General features: G+C 62.3%; 24 protein-coding genes. 10 read left to right on the top strand and 14 right to left on the bottom strand.

Annotated features, from left to right (window positions below):
* Nucleotides 1-259: 259 nt before the first annotated feature.
* The 6 genes from ACK59Z_RS01690 to prlC all read right to left on the bottom strand — a co-directional run bounded on the left by ACK59Z_RS01690 (nucleotide 260) and on the right by prlC (nucleotide 8621).
* The gene (locus tag ACK59Z_RS01690) at nucleotides 260-1792 is read right to left on the bottom strand and encodes a SulP family inorganic anion transporter (protein ID WP_004575261.1); all 1533 of its coding nucleotides are present in this window, start codon (nucleotides 1790-1792) and stop codon (nucleotides 260-262) included.
* Between the two features lie 192 nt (nucleotides 1793-1984).
* Nucleotides 1985-2704 (bottom strand): carbonic anhydrase, encoded by a 720-nt coding sequence (locus ACK59Z_RS01685; protein WP_003253046.1) that lies wholly within the window; start codon nucleotides 2702-2704, stop codon nucleotides 1985-1987.
* Nucleotides 2705-3007: 303 nt separating this feature from the next.
* A complete protein-coding gene (locus ACK59Z_RS01680; protein ID WP_003253048.1) occupies nucleotides 3008-4066 on the bottom strand; it encodes a PA0069 family radical SAM protein in 1059 nt (352 codons plus the stop codon).
* A 70-nt stretch (nucleotides 4067-4136) separates the two neighbouring features.
* A complete protein-coding gene (locus ACK59Z_RS01675; RefSeq protein ID WP_409292152.1) occupies nucleotides 4137-6131 on the bottom strand; it encodes a M3 family metallopeptidase in 1995 nt (664 codons plus the stop codon).
* Between the two features lie 124 nt (nucleotides 6132-6255).
* Complete coding sequence (locus tag ACK59Z_RS01670) at nucleotides 6256-6537, bottom strand: YheV family putative zinc ribbon protein (protein WP_003253053.1); 282 nt, start codon at nucleotides 6535-6537, stop codon at nucleotides 6256-6258.
* Complete coding sequence (gene prlC, locus ACK59Z_RS01665; protein WP_409292149.1) at nucleotides 6534-8621, bottom strand: oligopeptidase A; 2088 nt, start codon at nucleotides 8619-8621, stop codon at nucleotides 6534-6536. The genes ACK59Z_RS01670 and prlC overlap by 4 nt, the downstream gene beginning before the upstream one ends.
* A 66-nt stretch (nucleotides 8622-8687) precedes the next feature.
* On the opposite strand from prlC, the gene ACK59Z_RS01660 reads away from it, so the two are divergent.
* The gene (locus tag ACK59Z_RS01660) at nucleotides 8688-9236 is read left to right on the top strand and encodes a gamma carbonic anhydrase family protein (RefSeq protein WP_004575263.1); all 549 of its coding nucleotides are present in this window, start codon (nucleotides 8688-8690) and stop codon (nucleotides 9234-9236) included.
* A 59-nt stretch (nucleotides 9237-9295) separates the two neighbouring features.
* On the top strand, nucleotides 9296-9946 hold the full coding sequence (locus ACK59Z_RS01655) for an HAD family hydrolase (RefSeq protein ID WP_004575264.1): 651 nt from the start codon (nucleotides 9296-9298) through the stop codon (nucleotides 9944-9946).
* 104 nt (nucleotides 9947-10050) lie between these two features.
* Here the strand turns inward: ACK59Z_RS01655 and ACK59Z_RS01650 are convergent, their stop codons facing one another.
* Nucleotides 10051-11124, bottom strand: coding sequence for an aminopeptidase (locus ACK59Z_RS01650; RefSeq protein WP_108192116.1), 1074 nt, complete (start codon nucleotides 11122-11124; stop codon nucleotides 10051-10053).
* A gap of 85 nt (nucleotides 11125-11209) precedes the next feature.
* On the opposite strand from ACK59Z_RS01650, the gene ACK59Z_RS01645 reads away from it, so the two are divergent.
* Entirely contained in the window at nucleotides 11210-11623 is a 414-nt protein-coding gene (locus tag ACK59Z_RS01645) for a hypothetical protein (protein ID WP_108192115.1), read from the top strand.
* A gap of 55 nt (nucleotides 11624-11678) precedes the next feature.
* The gene (locus ACK59Z_RS01640) at nucleotides 11679-12092 is read left to right on the top strand and encodes a hypothetical protein (RefSeq protein WP_014859486.1); all 414 of its coding nucleotides are present in this window, start codon (nucleotides 11679-11681) and stop codon (nucleotides 12090-12092) included.
* A gap of 35 nt (nucleotides 12093-12127) precedes the next feature.
* Here ACK59Z_RS01640 and ACK59Z_RS01635 read toward each other — a convergent pair whose 3' ends face one another.
* Together ACK59Z_RS01635 and ACK59Z_RS01630 are read right to left on the bottom strand one after the other, a co-directional pair.
* Nucleotides 12128-12361 (bottom strand): DUF1161 domain-containing protein, encoded by a 234-nt coding sequence (locus ACK59Z_RS01635; protein ID WP_003253067.1) that lies wholly within the window; start codon nucleotides 12359-12361, stop codon nucleotides 12128-12130.
* A 75-nt stretch (nucleotides 12362-12436) separates the two neighbouring features.
* The gene (locus ACK59Z_RS01630) at nucleotides 12437-12862 is read right to left on the bottom strand and encodes an OsmC family protein (protein ID WP_003253070.1); all 426 of its coding nucleotides are present in this window, start codon (nucleotides 12860-12862) and stop codon (nucleotides 12437-12439) included.
* A 152-nt stretch (nucleotides 12863-13014) separates the two neighbouring features.
* Here ACK59Z_RS01630 and ACK59Z_RS01625 point away from each other — a divergent pair, with 152 nt between their 5' ends.
* Nucleotides 13015-14019, top strand: coding sequence for an LLM class flavin-dependent oxidoreductase (locus ACK59Z_RS01625; protein WP_392491275.1), 1005 nt, complete (start codon nucleotides 13015-13017; stop codon nucleotides 14017-14019).
* A gap of 72 nt (nucleotides 14020-14091) precedes the next feature.
* Here the strand turns inward: ACK59Z_RS01625 and ACK59Z_RS01620 are convergent, their stop codons facing one another.
* Together ACK59Z_RS01620 and ACK59Z_RS01615 are read right to left on the bottom strand one after the other, a co-directional pair.
* Nucleotides 14092-14313, bottom strand: a complete 222-nt coding sequence (locus ACK59Z_RS01620) for a DUF1161 domain-containing protein (RefSeq protein WP_003253075.1) — start codon at nucleotides 14311-14313, stop codon at nucleotides 14092-14094.
* 100 nt (nucleotides 14314-14413) lie between these two features.
* Nucleotides 14414-14629 (bottom strand): dodecin, encoded by a 216-nt coding sequence (locus ACK59Z_RS01615; protein WP_003253076.1) that lies wholly within the window; start codon nucleotides 14627-14629, stop codon nucleotides 14414-14416.
* A 150-nt stretch (nucleotides 14630-14779) separates the two neighbouring features.
* Between ACK59Z_RS01615 and ACK59Z_RS01610 the strand changes: the two genes are divergently transcribed.
* Complete coding sequence (locus tag ACK59Z_RS01610) at nucleotides 14780-15103, top strand: YqjD family protein (RefSeq protein ID WP_003253078.1); 324 nt, start codon at nucleotides 14780-14782, stop codon at nucleotides 15101-15103.
* Here the strand turns inward: ACK59Z_RS01610 and ACK59Z_RS01605 are convergent.
* Nucleotides 15100-15996 (bottom strand): LysR family transcriptional regulator, encoded by an 897-nt coding sequence (locus ACK59Z_RS01605; RefSeq protein WP_108192113.1) that lies wholly within the window; start codon nucleotides 15994-15996, stop codon nucleotides 15100-15102. The genes ACK59Z_RS01610 and ACK59Z_RS01605 overlap by 4 nt on opposite strands.
* 110 nt (nucleotides 15997-16106) lie before the next feature.
* Between ACK59Z_RS01605 and trpB the strand changes: the two genes are divergently transcribed.
* The gene (gene trpB, locus ACK59Z_RS01600; protein ID WP_108192112.1) at nucleotides 16107-17324 is read left to right on the top strand and encodes a tryptophan synthase subunit beta; all 1218 of its coding nucleotides are present in this window, start codon (nucleotides 16107-16109) and stop codon (nucleotides 17322-17324) included.
* Nucleotides 17321-18130 carry a tryptophan synthase subunit alpha gene (gene trpA, locus ACK59Z_RS01595; protein ID WP_014859484.1) on the top strand — a complete coding sequence of 270 codons (810 nt, stop codon included), beginning with the start codon at nucleotides 17321-17323 and terminating at the stop codon, nucleotides 18128-18130. The genes trpB and trpA overlap by 4 nt, the downstream gene beginning before the upstream one ends.
* 120 nt (nucleotides 18131-18250) lie before the next feature.
* Here the strand turns inward: trpA and ACK59Z_RS01590 are convergent, their stop codons facing one another.
* Complete coding sequence (locus tag ACK59Z_RS01590) at nucleotides 18251-18583, bottom strand: DOPA 4,5-dioxygenase family protein (RefSeq protein ID WP_003253084.1); 333 nt, start codon at nucleotides 18581-18583, stop codon at nucleotides 18251-18253.
* 52 nt (nucleotides 18584-18635) lie between these two features.
* On the opposite strand from ACK59Z_RS01590, the gene ACK59Z_RS01585 reads away from it, so the two are divergent.
* Nucleotides 18636-19253 (top strand): NAD(P)-dependent oxidoreductase, encoded by a 618-nt coding sequence (locus ACK59Z_RS01585; RefSeq protein WP_409292145.1) that lies wholly within the window; start codon nucleotides 18636-18638, stop codon nucleotides 19251-19253.
* Between the two features lie 31 nt (nucleotides 19254-19284).
* Here the strand turns inward: ACK59Z_RS01585 and ACK59Z_RS01580 are convergent, their stop codons facing one another.
* Entirely contained in the window at nucleotides 19285-20184 is a 900-nt protein-coding gene (locus tag ACK59Z_RS01580; protein WP_409292143.1) for a choline sulfate utilization transcriptional regulator, read from the bottom strand.
* A gap of 108 nt (nucleotides 20185-20292) precedes the next feature.
* Between ACK59Z_RS01580 and betC the strand changes: the two genes are divergently transcribed.
* Nucleotides 20293-21810, top strand: coding sequence for a choline-sulfatase (betC, locus tag ACK59Z_RS01575; RefSeq protein ID WP_017147851.1), 1518 nt, complete (start codon nucleotides 20293-20295; stop codon nucleotides 21808-21810).
* The last annotated feature ends 4 nt before the right edge of the window (nucleotides 21811-21814 follow it).

Here is a 21814-nt window from a genome sequence, read left to right as displayed (position 1 = left end):
TCGGTGGTTCGCCACAGGCCATCGTAGGAGCGGGTTCACCCGCGAAAGGGCCGGCCCTGCTGGCCTATCTCCACCCGCCGATCACCGTTGCCGCCGCTACCGTATTCGCAGGTAAACCCGCTCCTACGCACATGCATCGGTGGTTCGCCACAGGCCGTCGTAGGAGCGGGTTCACCCGCGAAAGGGCCGGCCCTGCTGGCCAATCTCCATCCGCGGATCACCGTTGCCGCCGCTACCGTATTCGCGGGTAAACCCGCTCCTACGCCCCAACCCCCGCTGTAGTCCGCAACCGCCCCTCGATCCGACGCTTCAGGCGCCGCTGCTCTATCAGCAACCGTGACCCATTGGCAGAATTGCTGCGGCTCCAGTCCTCCAGCAACTCAAGGCACGAGTGGTCGATATAGCTCAAGTTCCCCAGCGGCACATGCAGCGTGGTGCCCGCCGGTACGGTATCCAGCACCTGGGTCAGCGCCGGCACCTTCAGGAAGGTCGCCGCGCCACTGAGGCGCAGTTCCATGTGCCCATCCTTGGCCAGGCTCACCAGGTTGATCTTCAGCCGCGCCGCCTTGAACGCCAGCTTCAGCAAGGTCAGGGCAAAGCCCAGCAGCACACCGGTCAGCAGGTCGGTAAAGATGATCGCCAGCGCAGTCGCCGCGTAGGTGAACATCGGCATGCGCCCATAACGGCCCAGCCCGCGAAACGCCTTGAAGTCGACCAGTTTGACCCCGGTAAACACCAACACCCCCGCCAAGCTCGCCACCGGGATCTGCTGCAGCACGCTGCTCAGCGCCACCACGAAGGCCAGCAACCACAAGCCATGGAAGATTGCCGAGGCCCGGGTTTGCGCCCCGGCCTGGACGTTGGCCGAGCTGCGCACGATTACGCCGGTCATCGGCAGGGCACCCAGCACCCCGCACAGCATGTTGCCGATGCCCTGAGCCGACAGTTCGCGGTCGAAGTCCGAACGCTGGCCGCTGTGCATGCGGTCCACTGCTGCGGCCGACAGCAAGGTTTCGGCGCTGGCAATGAACGCCAGGGCAAAAGCGGCGACCAACAGGGCAGGGTCGGCCAGCTGCATCAGGTCCGCCGGACGAAGCCAGTCGATGGCCTCGGACAGGTCGGCCGGGACTTGCACGCGGTTCACCGGCAAGGCCAGCCACAGGCTGATAGCGGTCATGCTGGCCACGCCGAGTAATGCACCCGGCACGAAACGCAGCCGCTGCGGCCGCAAGCGCTCCCAGCCCCACATGATGGCGATGGTCCCCAGGCCCAGCGCCCCGGCCATCCAGCCGGCGCCGGTGCTCTCCTGTGGCAGGGCTGCCGACAACGTTGCCGGGAACGCCAGCAGGTTCTGCAGGCCCGACGGTTGCGGCGCGGTGTCGAACATCACATGCACCTGCGAAAGCACGATCAACACGCCAATCCCGGCGAGCATGCCGTAAACCACCGCCGGCGCGGTCACGCGGAACCAGCAGCCCAGGCGCAAGCGACCGGCCAGCAACTGCAACAGGCCGGCCAGCAACAGGATTGGCCCGAGCATGGCCATGCCGTGCTGGCGTACCAGCTCGAACACCAGTACCGCCAGACCGGCAGCGGGGCCGCTGACCTGTAGCGGCGACCCAGCAAGGAAACCGACGACAATGCCGCCGATAATCCCAGTAATCAGGCCTTTTGCCGGCGGCATGCCAGAAGCGATCGCAATACCCATGCACAACGGCAGGGCCACCAGGAAGACCACCACCGACGCCAGCAACTCACGCGGCAGGGCCGCTTTCAACTGTGTAATGTTCACCGTGTTTCTCCTTTCTCTAGTCGCACGGCCATTCCCCTGGCCGTGGGCACGTTTGCCCCTGACAAGCGCGCAGGCGCGGGCCGCCAGCGAGCACGCCGGCAGGGCAGTCAGGGAATTCAAGGCAGCCGAATGCCGTGCCACACCCCTGCAGGGTGCAGCCGGCTATCAAGGTTCTAGCGGCGGACGGGTCGCTTAGTAGCGGCCTCTCGGAGTGGCGCAGGGAACGGGTTCACCCGCGGCCAAGGGCAGGAAGCTGTCGCTGGCGGCGTCGTAGGCTTCGATCTTGCTGGTCTCGATGTCGTACACCCAACCATGAATGAACAGCTCACCGGCTGCCAGGCGCGAAGCCACCGAAGGATGGGTGCGCAAGTGATGCAGCTGGGCGATGACGTTCTCTTTGGTCAGCACTTGCATCGTCTCGTGTTCGCTGCCGCAGGAGCAGTTGTTCTCGACCACGGTGCGGGCCACTTCAGCGTGGCGCAACCAGGCGCCAACGGTAGGCATCTTGGTCAGCGACTGCGGGTTGAGTACCGCACGCATGGCGCCACAGTCGGAGTGGCCACAGATGATGATGTGGTGAACTTTAAGCGCCATTACGGCGTACTCGATGGCGCTGGAAACGCCGCCGTTCATCTGGCCATAAGGCGGTACCACGTTACCCACGTTACGGGTCACGAACAGGTCGCCTGGCGAGCTCTGGGTGATCAGCTCGGGAACGATGCGCGAATCGGCACAGGTGATGAACATGGCGCGTGGTGTTTGCGCGGTGGCGAGCTTCTTGAACAGCTCTTGCTGATCTGGGAAAACATCATGGTGAAAGCGCAGGAAGCCGTCGACGATGTGCTTAAGGGCAGCATCGGCGCTTTCCGCGGGGACCTGCGGTACGACCTTGGATGGGTCCTTGACGGGCATGATTCATCCTCTTGACGGTGTGTAGGTAAATCCATTTTACCGGTGAAAGATTCAGGCTATGCAGGGTTTTAGATGACACGCACGGGCCATAGATCACAGTCGCTGTGGACTTATTACCTACGCTAGCGGGGAAAACTTAACTGAAACTTAATTCGAAGGCTCTAGAACGGGCGTTCCAGATGAAAAAGGCGGGAACTGGATAATAGCAAAAAAACATCAGCTGCCAATATGTATTAGCGCAATTATTGGTTGTTATTAGTTGCGTTGTGAGCAATGCGCAGCCCTTGGTGGGGCGGGTTCATGTCAGAACAGCGCCATCTGCCCACCCGGCGGGCAGAACGCCGAGCAATCCAGCGCCTGCGCCTCGCGCCCTTCGAAGTCCAGCCGTTTCATTGCCTTGGCAAAGCGCTGCGCCAGCAACTCGGCAAACACCCCTTCACCACGCATGCGCACACCGAACCGGCTGTCATACAGCTCGCCACCACGGCTCTGGCGGATCAGGCTCAACACATGCGCTGCCCGCTGCGGGTAATGGTCCTGCAACCACTGCTCAAACAACGGCGCCACCTCCAGCGGCAGGCGCAGCATCATGTACGCCGCACTTTGCGCACCGGCCTCCTTGGCAGCCTCCAACAGGCGTTCCAGCTCACTGTCGTTGATCATCGGAATCATCGGCGAACACAAAACACCCACCGGTACGCCCGCTTCACGCAATACCCGGATGGCCCTCAACCTCGCACCGGGTGAGGCCGCTCGGGGTTCGAGCACGCGCTTGAGGCCGTCGTCCAGCGTGGTCAGGCTGATCATCACTCGTGCCAGGCGCTGGCGGGCCATCTCGGCCAGCAGGTCAAGGTCGCGCAGCACCAGTGAACCCTTGGTGACAATGGTCACCGGGTGACGAAAACGCAGTAACACTTCGAGCAAGCGCCGGGTCAGTAACTGTTCCCGCTCAATCGGCTGGTACGGGTCGGTGTTGGAGCCCAGATTGATCGGCGCGCACACGTAGCCCGGTTTGCTCAATTGCTGTGCCAGCACCTCGGCGGCGTTGGTCTTGGCAATCAGTTTGGTCTCGAAATCCAGGCCGGGAGAAAGGTCCCAGTAGGCGTGTGAGGGGCGGGCATAGCAGTAGATACAGCCATGTTCGCAGCCACGGTAGGGGTTGATGGAGCGATCGAAAGGGAGGTCGGGTGAAGTGTTGCGGCTGATCACCGACTTGGCTGTCTCGATCCGCACCTCGGTACCCTGGGTTTGCGGCACTTCCTGGTACCAGCCATCATCTTCCGCCACCGAATGACCAGGGGCAAAGCGGTTGTGTGGGTTGTGCGCCGTGCCACGGCCCTTTTGCGGTGCTGGAGGAATCATGGCTCACCTGAATACTGTATTTATATACAGTATCGCGCATGCCGGGATCTTTCCAGCACCTCTGGTCTGACTACTTCAGGCCATGCCAGCTGAGATACGCTGCCTGGCTCGATTGCCGCCCAAGAAACGCCTCGATGCCTTCACGCAATGGGCGCGATGCCCCTGGGGCGAACAGTGCTTCCTGCAGTGCCCGCCCCGTGGCTCCGTTCAACAGGCCCTCGGCTTCGAAGCGGGTGAACACATCGAAGGCATGCACATCCGCCCACAGGTAGGCGTAGTAACCCGCATCGTAGCCGTTCACAAGGTGGTCGAAGGCATGCGCCGGATGTTCAAAATCAGCGAGCGGCCAGTAACCACAACGCGCGCGGGCATCACCCAGTCGCTGTTCAAAGGTCCTGCCATCGTTTGGTGTGCCATGCAGGTCCATGTCGAACAGCGCCAGGCATAGATCACCCGCGATCTCCTCCACGCCCTGCTGCCGTAGCTGCCGCAGGCACTCATCGGCTTGCTTGCGGGATAGTTGGCGACCGTCGTGCGTGCGCGCCGAGATCGCCACCAGGTAGTCCGCGTCCCAGACCCAACGTTCGAACAGCTTGCCGAACAACTCCACACCATCGGTGCCCAGCTCGGTCACATTGGACATGACGTGGTTCGTCGTACGTACCAGCAGGTGGTGCAGGGCATGGCCGAATTCATGGAACAGCTTGCGCAGTGACAAATGATCGAGCAACGGCTGCGAACCTGACAGCGCTTGCGGCACATCACTGAACACCACCACCGAGGCTGCCTGGCAGATACCCTCTGCATCGACCCGGCGATTCCTTACATAGGTGGTGAACACCGCGTCTGGCTGCTTGCCTGCGTGTTGCACGGCATCCAGATACAGAAAGCCAATGAAAGCGCTGTCCTGCCACACCTCGAACGGCTGCACGCTGTCATCCCAGACAGGCAGCGCTTTGGGCTGCAGCACTGCACCAAACAACGTCTGCGCCAATTGCTGCAACGCACTGACAACGGTATTCAGCGGGAAGTAATCGCGCAGCGCTTCGGCAGGAAACTCGCTGCGCGAAGCACACCGCAGGTACTCGAAATCCCAGGGTTGGGGTTTGCCCAGGCCCTGCTCGGCAGCCCAACACTCCACCTGCGAACGCCACCGCAACATGGCAGGTCGCACATGATCGGCCAGATCGTGGAGAAAGCCGCGCACCTGGGCTACCGAACCCGCACTCTTCACCTGCAGGCTCTGCTCCAGATGGCCGGAATAACCGAGCAGGAGGGCCTTCTCCTCAAGCAATTGCGCCTGTTGCTGCAGATACGTGCGGTTGTCCTGTTGCCGATCATGGCTGACGCCACGGGCGTGAAAAGCCCGGTACACACGCTCACGGAGCTGGCGGTTGGCAGCATGTTTGAGCACCTCACGCGTAGTCACCGTGTCACACGCAATCAACCACCCCTGCTTACCTGCTTGCTGTGCGCTTGCAGCCAATTCGTCACGTACCCGCTGTGGGATGCCGCTCAGCTCCGCTTCATCGGTGATGTTCAACCCAGGCCGGTCGATGTTGCTGCGGAACGCCTCGCGTGCAGTGCCAATCTGCGTTTGAAGGTCTGCCAGATGCGCTTTGCCTGCGGTGTCGAGTAACGCCCCGCTAGCGGCGAACTTGTCCAGGTGCCAACGCAAAGTGGCACGCTTCCCGACATCCAGTTGCTTGCCGATGTCACTGCCGGCCAAGCGTGCATACAGATCATGCAAAACCGTGTTGGCGAATTTTTGCTCGAAGCGCGCCGTCACTTTCCCGTAGAAATCAATGATGGCGTTGGCCCACGCCGTATCCCGGCCGACCAGTGGTGAGGCGGCATACAACACTGCCAGCAGCCGGCTATCCAGCCCATCCAACGCCAGCACCATGTCATCCCAGGTGGGCATGGCCCGCTGGTCCAGGATGATGCGTTCGACACCTTGCTCGTGCGCCAACAGCACGGCAGCGAACGCCGCCTGCATGTTTTCGAGGGTGATGGAAGAGTAATCGACGGGGATATGGCTATCTTGCAGAAGAGGGTTGTCCATGGTGCATCACCTTGCTGATAGAAATGAGCAAGAGAGCTTGCATGGCCCGCGTGCGCCAGGTGGCCTGACTATCTAACACCTGTCCATGCCTGCCCGGGCATTGCACCCGGGCGGCACGACAGGATTACTCAGCCGGCTTTTTCAGCTTCGGATTTGGGAAGAACTGCACGGTCTGCACCTTGGCCGGCGCCGCTTTCGGCGCCAGGTGGTTGACCCGGGTGCCGAGTTCCTTCGGCACCGACAAGCCCTGCTCGTTGAGGGTGTCGGTAAAGCCGCAAGCCACGCACTCGCGGTGCGGTACGCCGTCGTCGTTCCACATCATCAGCTTGTCGGGCTCGCTGCACGCCGGGCACACGGCACCGGCAATGAAGCGCTTCTTGGTCTTGTTCACAGCTACCTCACTCATGCTGCAGCGTCCTCGGTGAGACCACTGTGGCGCAGCAATGCATCGATGGAAGGCTCACGGCCACGGAAGTCGACGAACAGCTCCATCGGCTCGCGCGAACCACCACGGGCCAGGATCGCCTCGCGGAAGGCGCGGCCGGTCTCGGCGTTCAGCACGCCTTCTTCCTCGAAGCGCGAGAAGGCGTCAGCCGACAGCACTTCGGCCCACTTGTAGCTGTAGTAGCCCGCCGCGTAACCGCCCGCGAAAATGTGCGCAAAGCTGTTGGGGAAGCGGTTGTAAGCCGGCGGGCGCATGACCGACACCTCGTCACGCACACCTTCGAGCACCTGCAATACGCTGCGGCCGTCGCCATGGCTGGCGTGCAGCTCGAAATCGAACAGCGAGAACTCCAGCTGGCGCACCATCATCATGCCCGACTGGAAGTTTTTCGCGGCCAGCATCTTGTCCAGCAGGTCCTGGGGCAGGGCGGCGCCGGTTTCGTAGTGACCAGAAATCAGTGCCAGGCCTTCCGGCTCCCAGCACCAGTTTTCCATGAACTGGCTTGGCAGCTCGACCGCATCCCAGGCCACGCCGTTGATGCCGGACACGCCGGCATGCTCGATGCGGGTCAGCATGTGGTGCAGGCCGTGACCGAATTCGTGGAACAGGGTGGTGACTTCATCATGGGTCAGCAAGGCGGGCTTGCCGGGCGCGGCCGGGGTGAAGTTGCACACCAGGTTGGCCACCGGGCTCTGCAGCTGGCCACCGGCAGTGCGGCGACGGTCACGGGCGCCGTCCATCCAGGCGCCGCCACGCTTGTTGGCGCGGGCGTACAGGTCGAAGAAGAAACGGCCAACGTGCTGACCATTTTCCTTGATCTCGAACAGGCGTACGTCCGGGTGCCAGCTGTCGAAGCCCTTGAGCTCGGCGATTTCGATGCCGTACAGGCGCTGCACGATGCTGAACAGGCCGCCCAGCACCTTGTCGATCGGGAAGTAGGCGCGCAGGGCTTCCTGCGACACACTGTAGCGCTGCTCGCGCAGCTTCTCGCCAAAGTAGCCGGCATCCCAGCTGGCCAGCTCGGGGCAGCCTTGTTCGGCAGCGTAGGCCTTGAGCTGTTGCAGGTCCTGGGCGGCGAACGGCTTGGAACGCTTGGCCAAGTCACGCAGGAAGCTCAGCACCTGGTCGCTGGACTCGGCCATCTTGGTGGCCAGGCTCAGCTCGGCGTAGTTCTTGTAGCCCAGCAGTTCGGCCAGCTCCTGGCGCAGGTCGAGGATTTCGCGCATCACCGGGCCATTGTCGAACTGGCCGGCATTCGGGCCCTGGTCGGAGGCGCGGGTGCAGTAGGCGGCGTATAGCTCTTCGCGCAGGGCGCGGTCGCTGGCGTAGGTCATCACCGCATAGTAGCTGGGGAACTCGAGGGTGATCAGCCAGCCGTCCAGGCCCTTGGCCTGGGCTGCAGCGGCCATCTGCGCCTTGGCCGATTCGGTCAGGCCGGCCAGCGCAGCTTCGTCGGTAACATGCTTGGTCCAGGCCTGGGTGGCGTCGAGCAGCTGATTGGAGAAACGGCTGCACAGCTCGCTGAGCTTGCTCTGCACTTCGGCGTAACGCTGCTGCTTGTCCGCCGGCAGGTCGATACCCGACAAGCGGAAGTCACGCAAGGCGTGCTCGAGGATAGTCTTTTGCGCCACGTCGAAGCCGGCAGCCTCAGGGCTGTTGATCAGCGCCTGGTAGGCTTCGAACAGCGCGCGGTTCTGGCCCAGTTCGGTAGAGTAGGCGCTCAGGGCTGGCAGGCAAGACTCGTAAGCCTCGCGCAGCTCGGCGCTGTTGCACACCGCATTGAGGTGGCTGACCGGGCTCCAGGCGGCGCCCAGGCGGTCGTTCAGTTCGTCCATGGCCAGCACCAGGCCGGCCCATGTAGGGTTCTTGCCCTGCTTTTCGAGGATCTCGGCAATGGCTTTACGGTTGTCGGCCAGGATCGCTTCGATCGCCGGCAACACGTGTTCGGCACGAATTTGCGAGAAGGGCGGCAGATCGTGGGATTGCAGAAGCGGGTTGTTCGCAGTCACGGTTTGGATACCTTGGCAGAAGAAACACTGCCACATCTTAATTACAATCGACGCCGACCGCAGCAGGCAGCCTGCCTATCGGCACAGATGAGAGACGCTATCATGGCCATTCGCAGCTTCCAGCAACACACTCCGAAAGTTGGGCCCAGGGCCTTCGTCGACCGTTCGGCGGTGGTGCTGGGCGACGTGGAGATCGGTGAAGACAGTTCGGTCTGGCCGTTGACCGTGGTGCGCGGCGACATGCACCGCATCCGCATTGGCGCGCGCACCAGCGTGCAGGACGGCAGCGTGCTGCACATTACCCACGCCGGGCCTTTCAACCCGGACGGTTTCCCGCTGATCATCGGCGACGAAGTGACCATCGGGCACAAGGTGATGCTGCATGGCTGCACTCTGGGCAACCGTATCCTGGTGGGTATGGGCAGCACCATCATGGATGGTGCCATCGTCGAGGACGAAGTGATCATTGGCGCCGGCAGCCTGGTGCCGCCGGGCAAACGTCTGGTCAGTGGCTACCTGTACATGGGCAGCCCGGTGAAACAGGCCCGGCTGCTGAACGACAAGGAGCGCGCATTTTTCTCCTACAGCGCCGGCAACTACGTGAAGCTCAAGGACCAGCACCTGGCCGAGGGCTACGATCAACCTGAATGACCGCATTCGCGGGCATGCCCGCGAAGAAGGCCACGCAGCACTCAAGTGGAACCCTGTACATGCACCAGCAAAACATCCTCTTCGACCTCGACGGCACCCTGACCGACCCACGCCTGGGCATCACTCGCTCGATCCAGTACGCCCTGGCCAAGCTGGGCATCGACGAACCGGACCTGGCCCGCCTCGAACACTTCATCGGCCCACCACTGCTGCAGGCTTTCATGCAGTTCTACAGCTTCGACGAAGCCAAGGCCTGGGATGCGGTGAACTTCTACCGCGAGCGCTTCCGCGTGACCGGTCTTTACGAAAACCTCGTGTTCGAAGGTGTGCCGGAGTTGCTTGAGGCCCTGAACGGGCAGGGCCGCACGCTGTACATTGCCACCTCCAAACCATGGGAGTTCGCCCGCGAAATTGCTCGGCACTTTGCTTTCGATCATCACTTCAAGGTGATCTACGGCAGTGAGCTGGACGGCACGCGCACCAACAAGGTCGAGCTGATTCGCCATTTGCTGGATGAAGAAGGGCTGGACCCGGCGCACACCCTGATGATCGGGGACCGCAAGCATGACCTGATCGGCGCGCGCAGCAACGGGCTGCAGGCCGTCGCGGTGGGGTACGGGTTTGGCAGCCGGGAAGAGCTGATGGCAGAAGAACCCGCTTTCCACTTCGCCACGGTAGCCGATTTGCACCAGGCTTTTAGCAAGGCTTGAGGGCCAGCAGGGCTGCTTTGCAGCCGGCCCTCCACATCGATCGGCGTCCGCAGGGCCTTTGTGGGCCTAGTGGCGCGAGGGGCCGCAAAAGCGGCCCCAAAATCTCAACGGCTAACCATCAGACGCTGCAGCGCCGCTTTCCTTGCTTCAATCGGCAACCGCCCCAAATGCTCGACCCGCGCGTAGAACCGAACCCAATTTCCACCCACCTCACGAAACAACGCCGCAAACGCCGGCACCCACTGGTCATATAGCCCGAACGGCAACAACTTGGCATTACTCATCGGCCCATACATCCAGGCGTCATAGCGCTTGTCACCGCCCCACTGGCCATCACGCACCTGCCGGTATTCACGCCTCAAACGCTCAAACTCGGCCTGCTTGGCCCGGCGCTTGTGTGCATCATCCAACGGCCCCGCATAAATCGCCTGCAATCGCTCACGGCTGGCCAACACCAGGCGGATAAACTGGTCGCGCTGCTTTCCCTGATCCCCGCCAACCGCCGCCAGCCCACGCGCCGCACGCCATTGCCGCGTGCCTTCCTGCTCGACGAACGAGGCAAACGACTCATTGAACTCGGTATCGTCCTGCACATAGAAGCGCTGGTGGGCCAATTCATGAAAGATCAACGTAGCCAGGCGCTCATCGCCCCAGCCCACCATCGACGACAAAATCGGGTCATCGAACCAACCCAGGGTCGAATAAGCTTCCACGCCGCCCACGTACACATCCAGGCCATCCTGACGCATCAACGCCGCCGCGCCTCGCGCCGCGCCTTGCTGGTAGTAGCCGCGGTACGCCACGCACCCGGCAATCGGAAAGCAGTGCGTTACCGGTTGCAACGACAACTCGGGCGTGGCGAACACATTCCACACCACGTAGGGGCGTCCAAGGTCGGCGTATACCCGGTAGCTGCGGTTGTCTGGCAGTTTCAATTGCTGGCTGGCAAACAGCCGCGCCTGTTCGGCCTGTTGCAGGTGCGCGCGCAAGGGTGCAGGGGTAGCAGGGTCGGCCAATACCTGCGCTACAGGCTGCCGCGCCCGCAGCAACTGCCACTGGCCCTGCGCCAGCTGCCCGTAGTAGGCGGCATTGCTGCAACCGTTCAGCAGGAGCGCCGCAAGCAGCGGAACCAAACGGGTGAAAATGCGGTCGAGTGCCCCAAGGCCTGAGCGCTGCATAAGAAAAAGTCGAAGCATCCGGGACTGTCTGACTCGCTCAACACCATTTCGCTCCAAGACTATCTCGCCAAGGGGGAGTTTCGCCATGCGTGCATTGTTGGTCGCCAGCTCACTGTTGTTGATCTCTGCCTGTTCAACCTTGCCAGACCCAGACCCGAACCAGGCCTGGATCGACCTCACCCGTTACGACAATACGTCGCTGGACGCCGTGCAGGTAGATGAGCGTGACTGGGCTGACAGCCGCTATTTCGAGGTTCAACCCGGCAGCCACGAACTGACCGTGCGCTATCAGTTTCCGGTTAACCCCAGCAATATCGGCCCCGTCGAGGAGCCATTGTGGCGCGATTGCCAGGTCAAGCTGACCTTCAAGGACTTCAGCGCCGGGCAGCGTTATCAGCTGCAAGCCGGCAGCATTGGCTTCCGCCCTTGGATCAAACTCTACGACCACCAGCAAAAACTGCTGGGTCAAGGGCTGCCGGCGGGTTGTCAGCGCACCTGAACCGCACAAACGGCGCTATGCTTGTTACTTGTAAATCGCAAGTGGGAGTTTTGCCATGCGCCAGCCCATGATGCTGATCGCCCTCAGTGCACTGGGGGCTTGCGCCAGCCCCTTGCCGCCCGTCGACCCCAAGCAGGCCTGGGTCGATCTGTACACCATGACCCCCGGCCGGGTGATCATGGCCGACCGCCTCGACGGCAAGCGTCTGGACGATGGCCGATATTTTCAGGTGACGCCGGGCAAGCACGAACTGGTGGTGCGCTTCGATTATGAAATCTACTCGGGCGGCATCATGTCCGAGCCCAGGGACCGAACCTGCTACCTGACCGTACGCTTTGACAACTTCAAGGCCGGCGAACGCTATCGCCTGGAAGCGCGGGCGCCGGTAATGGAGCCGCAGGTGCTGCTGTATGACGCCGACCGCAAGGTGGTGGTGAACGAGCCTAGCGATGTGTTCTGCATACCGTGAACGTGGGGCTGCCTTGCAGCCCCGGGCCATAGTACTTATCGATCATTCTTTTGATAGATGATCTTCTTCGTCCCGCCATCGCAGGTCCCGACGACCATGTTCTGGTCCTTGACCTCGCTGTTGGGCACGATCTCCAGCGTATAGGACGAAACCCCTTGGGCCTGGATCTTGGCCTCGATCTCGGTTTTCAGCTCCTCGCAAGGCTTGACGGCCGCCAGCGCAGACGTGGCGACAAGGGAAGCCAACACAGCGATAGCTACGCGAATCATGGAACGGCTCCTGGAAAGGGCAGTGGCGCTGCCGACGTTCTTTAGACTACAGCAAACCACCACCGTTGCACCGTTTCACCCCACCAACGCCGCATCCAGGCTGATCTTCGCATTCAAAACCTTGGACACCGGGCAGCCTTCCTTCGCCTTGTTGGCAATCTCCAGGAATTGAGCCTCGCTGGCCCCCGGTACCTTGGCCCTGAGCACCAAGTGCACAGCGGTAATGGCAAAACCGTCAGCTTGCTTGTCGAGCGTCACCTCTGCAGCCGTGTCGATCCGCTCCGCAGTCAGCCCCGCCTCGCCGAGCATCATGGATAGCGCCATCGAGAAACAACCGGCATGGGCCGCGCCGATCAGTTCCTCCGGGTTGGTACCGGGCGTGCCCTCGAAACGTGTGTTGAAGCCATAAGGGTTCTGCTTGAGTGCGCCGCTTTCGGTAGAAAGCAGACCTTTTCCATCCTTCAGACCACCTTGCCAGATCGCCGATGCTGTCTTTTTCATGATGCCTCCTGGTGACTGGGTTGCTTACCTAGGGTTCAGAGGCCTGCCGCCTGCCGCAAGTTCAGAGCAATATGCTTGCAGGCATTGAATCCAACGAACGCGCCCATACAGAATCAAAAAGGCCTCTGGCCAATCACTTTTGCGGAGGCTCCATGACGCAGCTGCGTGACCTGAAGATTTCCACCCTGGACCTGGTGCCCGTACGCGCCGACGCTGGCCCCGCGCAATCGCTGCGCAACTCGCTGGACCTGGCGCAGCATGTCGAGCGCTTTGGCTATAACCGCTTCTGGGTGGCCGAGCACCACAACATGGACGGCATCGCCAGTTCGGCGACGTCGGTGCTGATCGGCTATCTGGCCGGTGGCACCTCACGTATTCGCGTGGGCTCTGGCGGGGTGATGCTGCCCAACCATGCGCCACTGGTGATCGCCGAGCAGTTCGGCACCTTGGCCAGCCTGTATCCGGGGCGTATCGACCTTGGTCTGGGCCGTGCGCCGGGTTCGGACCAGATGACGGCCTATGCCCTGCGACGCGACCGCGCTGGCGGCCCGGACGACTTCCCGGACGATGTCGAGGAGCTTTCGCGCTACCTCGGGCCACGCACTGATGATCAAAAAGTGATCGCCGTACCGGGGCACGACACCGACGTGCCGATGTGGTTGCTGGGATCCAGCCTGTTCAGTGCCCAGCTGGCGGGCATGCGCGGCATGCCCTATGCCTTCGCCTCGCATTTCGCGCCACGCTACATGCACGAGGCCATTCGCGTGTACCGCAACCACTTCAGGCCCTCGACCACGCTGGACAAGCCGTATGTGATGCTGGGCATCCCCATGGTGGTGGCGCAGACCGACGAGAAGGCCGAATACCTGGCCACCTCGGTTTACCAGCGCATCCTGGCGCTGATTCGCGGACAGAGCCTGATGCAGAAGCCACCCGTGGAAAGCATGGATGGGCTGTGGTTGCCCCATGAACGGGAGACGGTGGCCAGCTTCCTGGGGCTGGCCATGATCGGCAGCCCGCAGAAGGTAAAGGCCAAGGTAGAAGTGCTGCTGGAACAGACGGGTGCGGATGAGCTGATCTTTACCTGTGACCTGTATGAGCATGCGGACCGCATTCGGTCATATGAGCTGATGGCGCAGGCCCTCAAGACCGAGTGACCCTCGACACGGGCTCGCCCGCTCCCATAGGTTGACTGTGGAAGCGGGCAACTCCGCGAAAGGGCAAACGCATCAGCCGCGGCGGTAAACAATCTCCTTGGTCCCGGCCTCACAGCTACCAATGACCTTGCCCGCCGGGTCGCCTTTCTTGACGATCTCCAGCTTGTAGCCAGTGACGCCCTTGGCATCCAGCTTGGCCGCAATTTCCGCCTTCAGTTCCTCGCACGGTTTGCCCGCTGCCAGCGCACCACCGGCCAGGGTCATCAGGCCCAGCGCCAGAATCAGTTTGTTCATCACTCGCGTTCCTTGTGCAGATGAAATCAGAAGGGGCCCCACCAAGGCGCCCCTTTTCTGAATACCTCATCACGCCGGGATCATACAACCCAACGTTGTTTCAGCTATTGGCGATACGGAAGCCGACCTTCAGCGTGACCTGGAAGTGCGCCGCTTTGTTGTCGCGGATATGGCCGCGGGTATCGACCACTTCGAACCATTCCAGGTGCTTGATGCTTTTACCGGCTTCGGCCAGAGCATTGTTAATCGCCTCTTCGATACTGGTGGGCGAAGACCCGACCAGTTCGATTTTCTTGTAGGTGTGATGATCGGTCATGAGTGCTCTCCATGGTTGACAGTGAGATTCAGCCTAGCAGCGCAGGCCTGGTTTACCTGCGAGCGGTCACTGTCAGCGAAAGTTCGATCGCACTTTCACGCAGCCCAAGGGTCGCAATCCTTACAGCCCATACTGCAAAGGAGAGTCAACATGCACCGCAACTCGCTGCGTAAAACATCCCTGGAAAGCATGGAAGCGGAGATCGAGAGCCTTCTGAAAAGCTTGGAACACCTCAAGCATGATGCGTCGGAAGAGTCCCAGAAGTCGGTGAAGGCAATCCGCAGCAACGCTGAAAGCGCACTGCGTCATTCGCGCAGCCTACTGAGCGATGCGTACGAGGAAGTGAAGCAGCGCACCCGCCAGACCGGCATAGCCACCCGGGACTACGCCCAGGAGCACCCATACACCACCGCCGGTGTGGCCATTGGTGCGCTGGGCCTGCTGGCGGCTTACCTGATATGCAAGCGAAACTAAGCGCTCTGCCGCGCAAGTTCCGCCCGTAACCACTGCGCCAACTGCTCGGCGCGCCCGTCTGCGGCGCGCCGTGGCACCCACAATGCCAGCGCCGCCTGGGTAGGTGAAAAGCCCCAAGGCGCACTCAAACGGCCCGCCCGCAGGTCATCGGCGACCAGTGGCTGCGGTGCAATCGCCACGCCCAATCCGGCCACGGCAGCCTCCAGCAGGTAATACAGGTGCTCGAAAGCCTGACCATAGTGAATGGCCGTCGGGTTCAGGCCCTGTTGCACCGCCCAGGTAGGCCACGCTTGCGGGCGTGAAGTGGTGTGCAGCAAGGCTTCGCCCAACAATGCCTTGGCGGGCGCGCCCTGCAAGCGCTGGAAGCCTGCGAAATGCGGGCTGAGCACCGGCCCGATGCATTCCTCGGCCAGCACATGCACCTGCATGTCCGCCGGCCACGGTGGCTCGGCATACACCAGCAACGCATCCAGCCCAGGCCGCCGCGGGTCAAGGTCGCCCTCACCCGCCGACAGGTGCAAGCGCAGCTCAGGCAAATCCGCCTGCAACCGGCCCAGCCGCGGGATAAACCACCGCGCCAGCAGGCTGCCCGAGCAGCCCAGCACGAATGGCGCCTCGCTCACATCACGGCTGAGCTCGGAACACACGCTTCGCAGCCGGTCGAAGGCCTCACCGCTGGCATCGCGCAGACGCACACCGGCATCTGTGAGTTTGATGCCACGCCCGTCCTTGACGAACAGGGCTACGCCCAGATGCTCCTCAAGCACCTTGATCTGCCGGCTGACAGCGCCGTGGGTCACGTGCAGCGCTTCCGCCGCCTGGCTGACGCTGTTGAGCCTGGCTGTAGCCTCGAAGGCGCGCAGGGCATTGAGGGGAGGGAGGTCGTGGGCCATTTTACCTGTGAGTTTTTCTGACAAGTTTACGCAATCTTATCGGTTTTCAGCCGAGCTTGCCGTGGTTAGAGTAAAGCCCATCACTCATTCACTACGCCTTGGAGCGCCCCATGACCCAGTCCCAATACCGCCCCGGCCCCGACGCCAATGGCCTGTTCGGCTCGTTCGGCGGCCGCTACGTGGCCGAAACCCTGATGCCACTGGTGCTGGACCTGGCCCGCGAATACGAAGCGGCCAAGGCAGACCCCAAGTTCCTTGAAGAGCTGGCTTACTTTCAGCGCGACTACATCGGCCGCCCCAACCCGCTGTACTTCGCCGAGCGCCTGACCGAGCATTGCGGCGGGGCGAAGATTTTCTTCAAGCGTGAAGAGCTCAACCATACCGGCGCGCACAAGGTGAACAACTGTATCGGCCAAGTGCTGCTGGCCAAGCGCATGGGCAAAAAGCGCCTGATCGCCGAAACCGGCGCCGGCATGCACGGTGTCGCCACCGCCACTGTCGCCGCGCGCTTCGGCCTGCCTTGCGTGATCTACATGGGCGCCACCGACATCGAGCGCCAGCAGGCCAACGTGTTCCGCATGAAGCTGCTGGGCGCCGAGATCGTGCCGGTTACCGCCGGCACCGGCACCCTGAAAGACGCCATGAACGAAGCCCTGCGTGACTGGGTTACCAACGTCGAAGACACCTTCTACCTGATCGGCACCGTGGCTGGCCCACACCCGTACCCCGCCATGGTCCGCGATTTCCAGTCGATCATCGGCAAAGAGACCCGTGCCCAGTTGCAAGAGAAGGAAGGCCGTCTGCCAGACAGCCTGGTTGCCTGCGTCGGCGGTGGCTCCAATGCCATGGGCCTGTTCCATGAATTCCTCGAAGAACCGAGCGTGCAGATCATCGGCGTTGAAGCCGGTGGCCACGGCGTACACACCGACAAACATGCCGCCAGCCTGAACGGCGGCGTACCGGGCGTATTGCACGGCAACCGCACCTACCTGCTGCAGGACCAAGACGGCCAGATCACCGATGCCCACTCGATTTCCGCAGGCCTGGACTACCCGGGCATCGGCCCGGAGCACGCCTACCTGCATGAGGTGAAGCGCGTCGAGTACGTCAGCATCACCGATGACGAAGCATTGGATGCATTCCACGCAACCTGCCGTCTGGAAGGCATCATCCCAGCCCTGGAAAGCTCCCACGCCTTGGCCGAAGCGATCAAGCGCGCACCGAAGCTGTCCAAGGACCACCTGATGGTCGTGTGCCTGTCGGGCCGCGGCGACAAAGACATGCAAACCGTCATGAACCACATGGCCGCCCAGGAGAAACACGCATGAGCCGTCTTGAACAACGCTTCGCCGAGCTGAAGGCCGAAGGCCGCTCGGCACTGGTCACCTTCGTCACAGCTGGCGACCCGGGCTACGACGCCTCGTTGCAGATCCTCAAGGGCCTGCCGGCTGCTGGCGCCGACGTGATCGAGCTGGGCATGCCGTTCACCGACCCGATGGCCGATGGCGTGGCCATCCAGCTGGCCACCCTGCGCGCCCTTGAGGCTGGTCAGACCTTGGCCAAGACCCTGCAGATGGTTCGCGAATTCCGTGTGGATAACCAGACCACGCCGATCGTGCTGATGGGCTACTACAACCCTATCCACCGCTTTGGCGTGGACACGTTCGTGGCTCAAGCCAAGGCCGCGGGCGTCGATGGCCTGATCATCGTCGACCTTCCGCCAGAGCACGACGCCGAACTGGCTACCCCGGCCCAGGCTGCAGGCATCGACTTCATCCGCCTGACCACCCCGACCACCGACGACGCGCGCCTGCCGCGCGTGCTGGAGCGCAGCTCCGGGTTCGTCTACTACGTGTCGGTGGCTGGTGTGACCGGTGCAGGTTCGGCGACCACCGAGCATGTGACCGAAGCCATTGCCCGCCTGCGCCGGCATACCGATCTGCCGATCAGCGTTGGCTTCGGCATTCGCACGCCGGAACAGGCTGCGAACATTGCCCGCCTGGCCGATGGCGTGGTGGTGGGCTCGGCACTGGTCGACAAGATCGCCCAAGCCCAAAGCGCCGATCAGGCGGTGACCGATGTATTGAGCCTGTGCTCGGCATTGGCTGAAGGGGTGCGTGGCGCACGCCGCTAAACCGCGTCGTCTGCTTCGCGGGTAAACCCGCTCCTACGGGGCCAGCGCCACCCTCTGGCTCTGCGATATCGTTGTAGGAGCGGGTTCACCCGCGAAGAGGCCAGCACAGGCTACCCCCGCCTAGCCCCCAAAAATCGACAGATTCAAGGGCCGCACGGCCCCCATCCAGATCGCATGATCCCGGTGATCCGCCAGTTCATCCCCGGTTTCCGGATGCATGAATACCACCAGGCCCTTGCGGTACAGCGCCAACCAAGGCAACACCACCCCCACCACTTCGGGCCCGAACGCCAGCTGGCAACTCCAGTCCGGATGCGGCCCAACCGGTTTCTGGTGCATGCGCCCCATGGTCACGGGGAACAGCCGCGCCGCCTCCTCGCACAGTTCCCGGGCCTGCTCCATGGTGGCTGCGTCGTAATAAACGTGGGCGTGGTAACCCTTGATCCTCTGCACGATAACTCCTGATTGCGGTCCAACCATCACCACCTGCAACGGGAGTGATGCAGTGAAAAACGCCGAAACCCCAGTGTTCAAACTGGTCCTGTTCGGGCCTGAAAGCAGCCTGGGCAATGCCCTGATGGTCGAGCTGTTGTCGCGCCAGCACGAAGTCATCGCCGTGGTGGACGACCTCAACCGCCATTCGCCGCGCCCGGGCCTGCACTTCAAGATAGGGGGGCTGGGTGATGCCCACCAGGCGGAGCAGGGCGCAGCGGGCGGCTCGGCGGTGATCGCCCTGTTACCAGCGCTGGCGCCGGGTGACCTGCCGGGGCAGGCACGCTTGAGCGAGGCGCTGGTGGCGGGGCTTGCGCATACGACTATACGCCGGCTGCTGCTTGTGGGCGATTTCGATGTGCTGGATGAGCCGAGCAAGTACAGCGAGATGGAGCGGGATTGCGTGGCCCAAGTGGTTGATGAGTTGCAGCGCAGTGCATTGCACTGGACGCTGATCAATGCACCGCAGGAACTGGCCGGGTTGGGCATGGAGCATTTTCGCAATACCGAAGGGACGCTGGAGCCTGGGCTGGCTGAGCCGTTGCGGCGCTTGGCCAGGATCGCAGCGGGGATGGTGGACATGCTGGAGCTGGACTTGCACCGGGGCGAGCATCTGAACTTCGTGGTCTAGATTGCCGGGGCTGCTGCGCAGCCCCAAAATCTCAAAGGCTGCGCTCCTGCTCCAACCAATCCACGAACCGCTCGATCAACGCTCCCCGCCGCTTGCGCGGTGGCAAAACTGCGTAATAGCCGCGTTCCGAGCGCAAACTCCCCTCCAGCGGCCGACACAGCAACCCTTGCTCCACCAACCCATCCACCAGGTGCGCCCAGCCAATCGCCACCCCTTGCCCGGCAATCGCTGCCTGAATCAGCAAGGTATAGTTATCAAACCGCAGCTGCCCCGCCGGCGGTGGGCTGTCCACACCAAACCCACGAAATACCCCCGCCCAGTCAAACCAGCGGCTGGCCTGCTCGCCCTTCAGATGCAGCAGCGGCAATCGTTGCAAAGCCACAGCTGACAAGGCTTTGCCATGAATCAAATGGGGGCTGCACACCGGGAACACTTCCTCATCGAATAGCCAGCGGCTTTCTCCTTGGTGAAAGCGTCCATCGCCAAACAGCACCGCCACATCGATGTCCGGGCGCAACATGCCCTGGCTGCGCTCACCCGTCACCAGGCTCACATCCACCTGTGGATAAGCCTGATGAAAGCGCTGCAGCCTTGGCATCAGCCAGAACGCCGCAAAGGCAAAGTCGGTGGCGACCTGCAGCACTTCGCGCTGGCCGCGCCCGCTGGCCTGGGCAATACCGTCATCCATGGCCTGCAGCCCCTGATGCACCTGTTCGAACAGCACCTGGCCAGCCTCGGTCAGCTCGATGCCCCGGTAAATGCGGTCAAACAGGCGCGTACCCAACTGTGCCTCCAAGCGCTTCACCTGCTGGCTCACTGCCGGCTGCGTGGTACCCAACTCCAGCGCCGCAGCGGTAAAGCCACGCAGGCGTGCAGCAGCCTCGAATACGCGCAGGGTACCCAGCGACAATCCGGCAAGGTGGTCAAACATAAGCTTGGCTAATCCCAGTCATTGCCCGCCATGGGCTTTACCCATGTTATCCACAGTCGCATCTTTGTAGGCAAGCAGTTCGCATAACCCTCAACGATGGGAGCCACCATGACGCGTCCGAATATCCTGTTCATCATGGCCGACCAGATGGCCGCGCCCTTGCTGCCCATCTACGGCCCTTCGCCCATCAAGATGCCGCACCTCGGCCGCCTGGCCGAGCAAGCCGTGGTGTTCGACTCGGCCTACTGCAACAGCCCACTGTGCGCGCCATCACGCTTCACCCTGGTCAGCGGTCAGTTGCCCAGCCGCATTGGCGCCTACGATAACGCGGCCGACTTCCCTGCCGATGTGCCGACCTACGCCCATTACCTGCGTCGCCTGGGCTACCGCACCGCGCTGTCGGGCAAGATGCACTTCTGCGGCCCGGACCAGTTACACGGCTACGAAGAACGCCTGACCAGCGACATCTACCCGGCCGACTACGGTTGGGCAGTGAACTGGGACGAACCCGATGTGCGTCCAAGCTGGTACCACAACATGTCCTCGGTGCTGCAGGCCGGTCCTTGCGTGCGCACCAATCAGCTGGATTTCGACGAGGAGGTGGTGTTCAAGGCGCGCCAGTACCTGTACGACCATGTGCGCGAAAACGATGGCCGGCCATTTTGCCTGACCGTTTCGATGACGCATCCGCACGACCCCTACACCATTGCCAAACGCTACTGGGACCGCTATGAAGGTGTGGATATCCCCATGCCCCGTGCCGAGTTCAGCCAGGCAGCACTCGATCCGCACTCCCAGCGCCTGCTGAAAGTCTACGACCTGTGGAACAAGCCGCTGCCTGTGGACAAGGTCCGCGACGCCCGCCGCGCCTACTTCGGCGCTTGCAGCTATATCGATGACAATATTGGCCAATTGCTGCAGACCCTGGAGGAATGCAACCTGGCCGATGACACACTGATCGTGTTTTCCGGCGACCACGGCGACATGCTTGGCGAGCGTGGCCTCTGGTACAAAATGCATTGGTTCGAAATGTCGGCGCGGGTGCCGCTGCTGATCCATGCGCCGAAGCGCTTCGCAGCGGGCCGGGTCACTGCCTCGGTGTCGACCTGCGACCTGTTGCCAACCTTGGTCGAATTGGCTGGCGGCGCTGTGGATAAAGACCTGCATCTGGACGGCCGCTCACTGCTGGGCCACCTGCAAGGGCAGGGCGGTCACGACGAGGTGATCGGCGAGTATATGGCCGAAGGCACCGTCGGCCCGCTGATGATGATCCGCCGCGGGCCCTACAAGTTCGTGTACAGCGAAGACGACCCATGCCTACTCTATGACCTGAGCCGCGACCCGCACGAGCGGGAGAACCTCACCGGCAGCCCGGACCACCAGGTGCTGCTGCAGGCATTTGTCGATGAAGCACAACAGCGTTGGGACATCCCCAGCCTGCGCCAGCAGGTGCTGGCCAGCCAGCGCCGCCGCCGGCTGGTGGCCGAAGCGCTGGCCATCGGCAAGCTGAAAAGCTGGGATCACCAACCACTGGTGGACGCCAGCCAACAGTACATGCGCAACCACATCGATCTCGATGACCTCGAGCGCAAGGCACGTTATCCACAGCCCGCCCCCCTGGATTGAGAAG

The organism is Pseudomonas sp. KCJK9058 (assembly GCF_046230975.1).
Taxonomy (GTDB): domain Bacteria; phylum Pseudomonadota; class Gammaproteobacteria; order Pseudomonadales; family Pseudomonadaceae; genus Aquipseudomonas; species Aquipseudomonas alloputida.
Note: the sequence above shows the minus strand (reverse complement) of the source record. Positions and strands in the feature narration are given on the sequence as shown.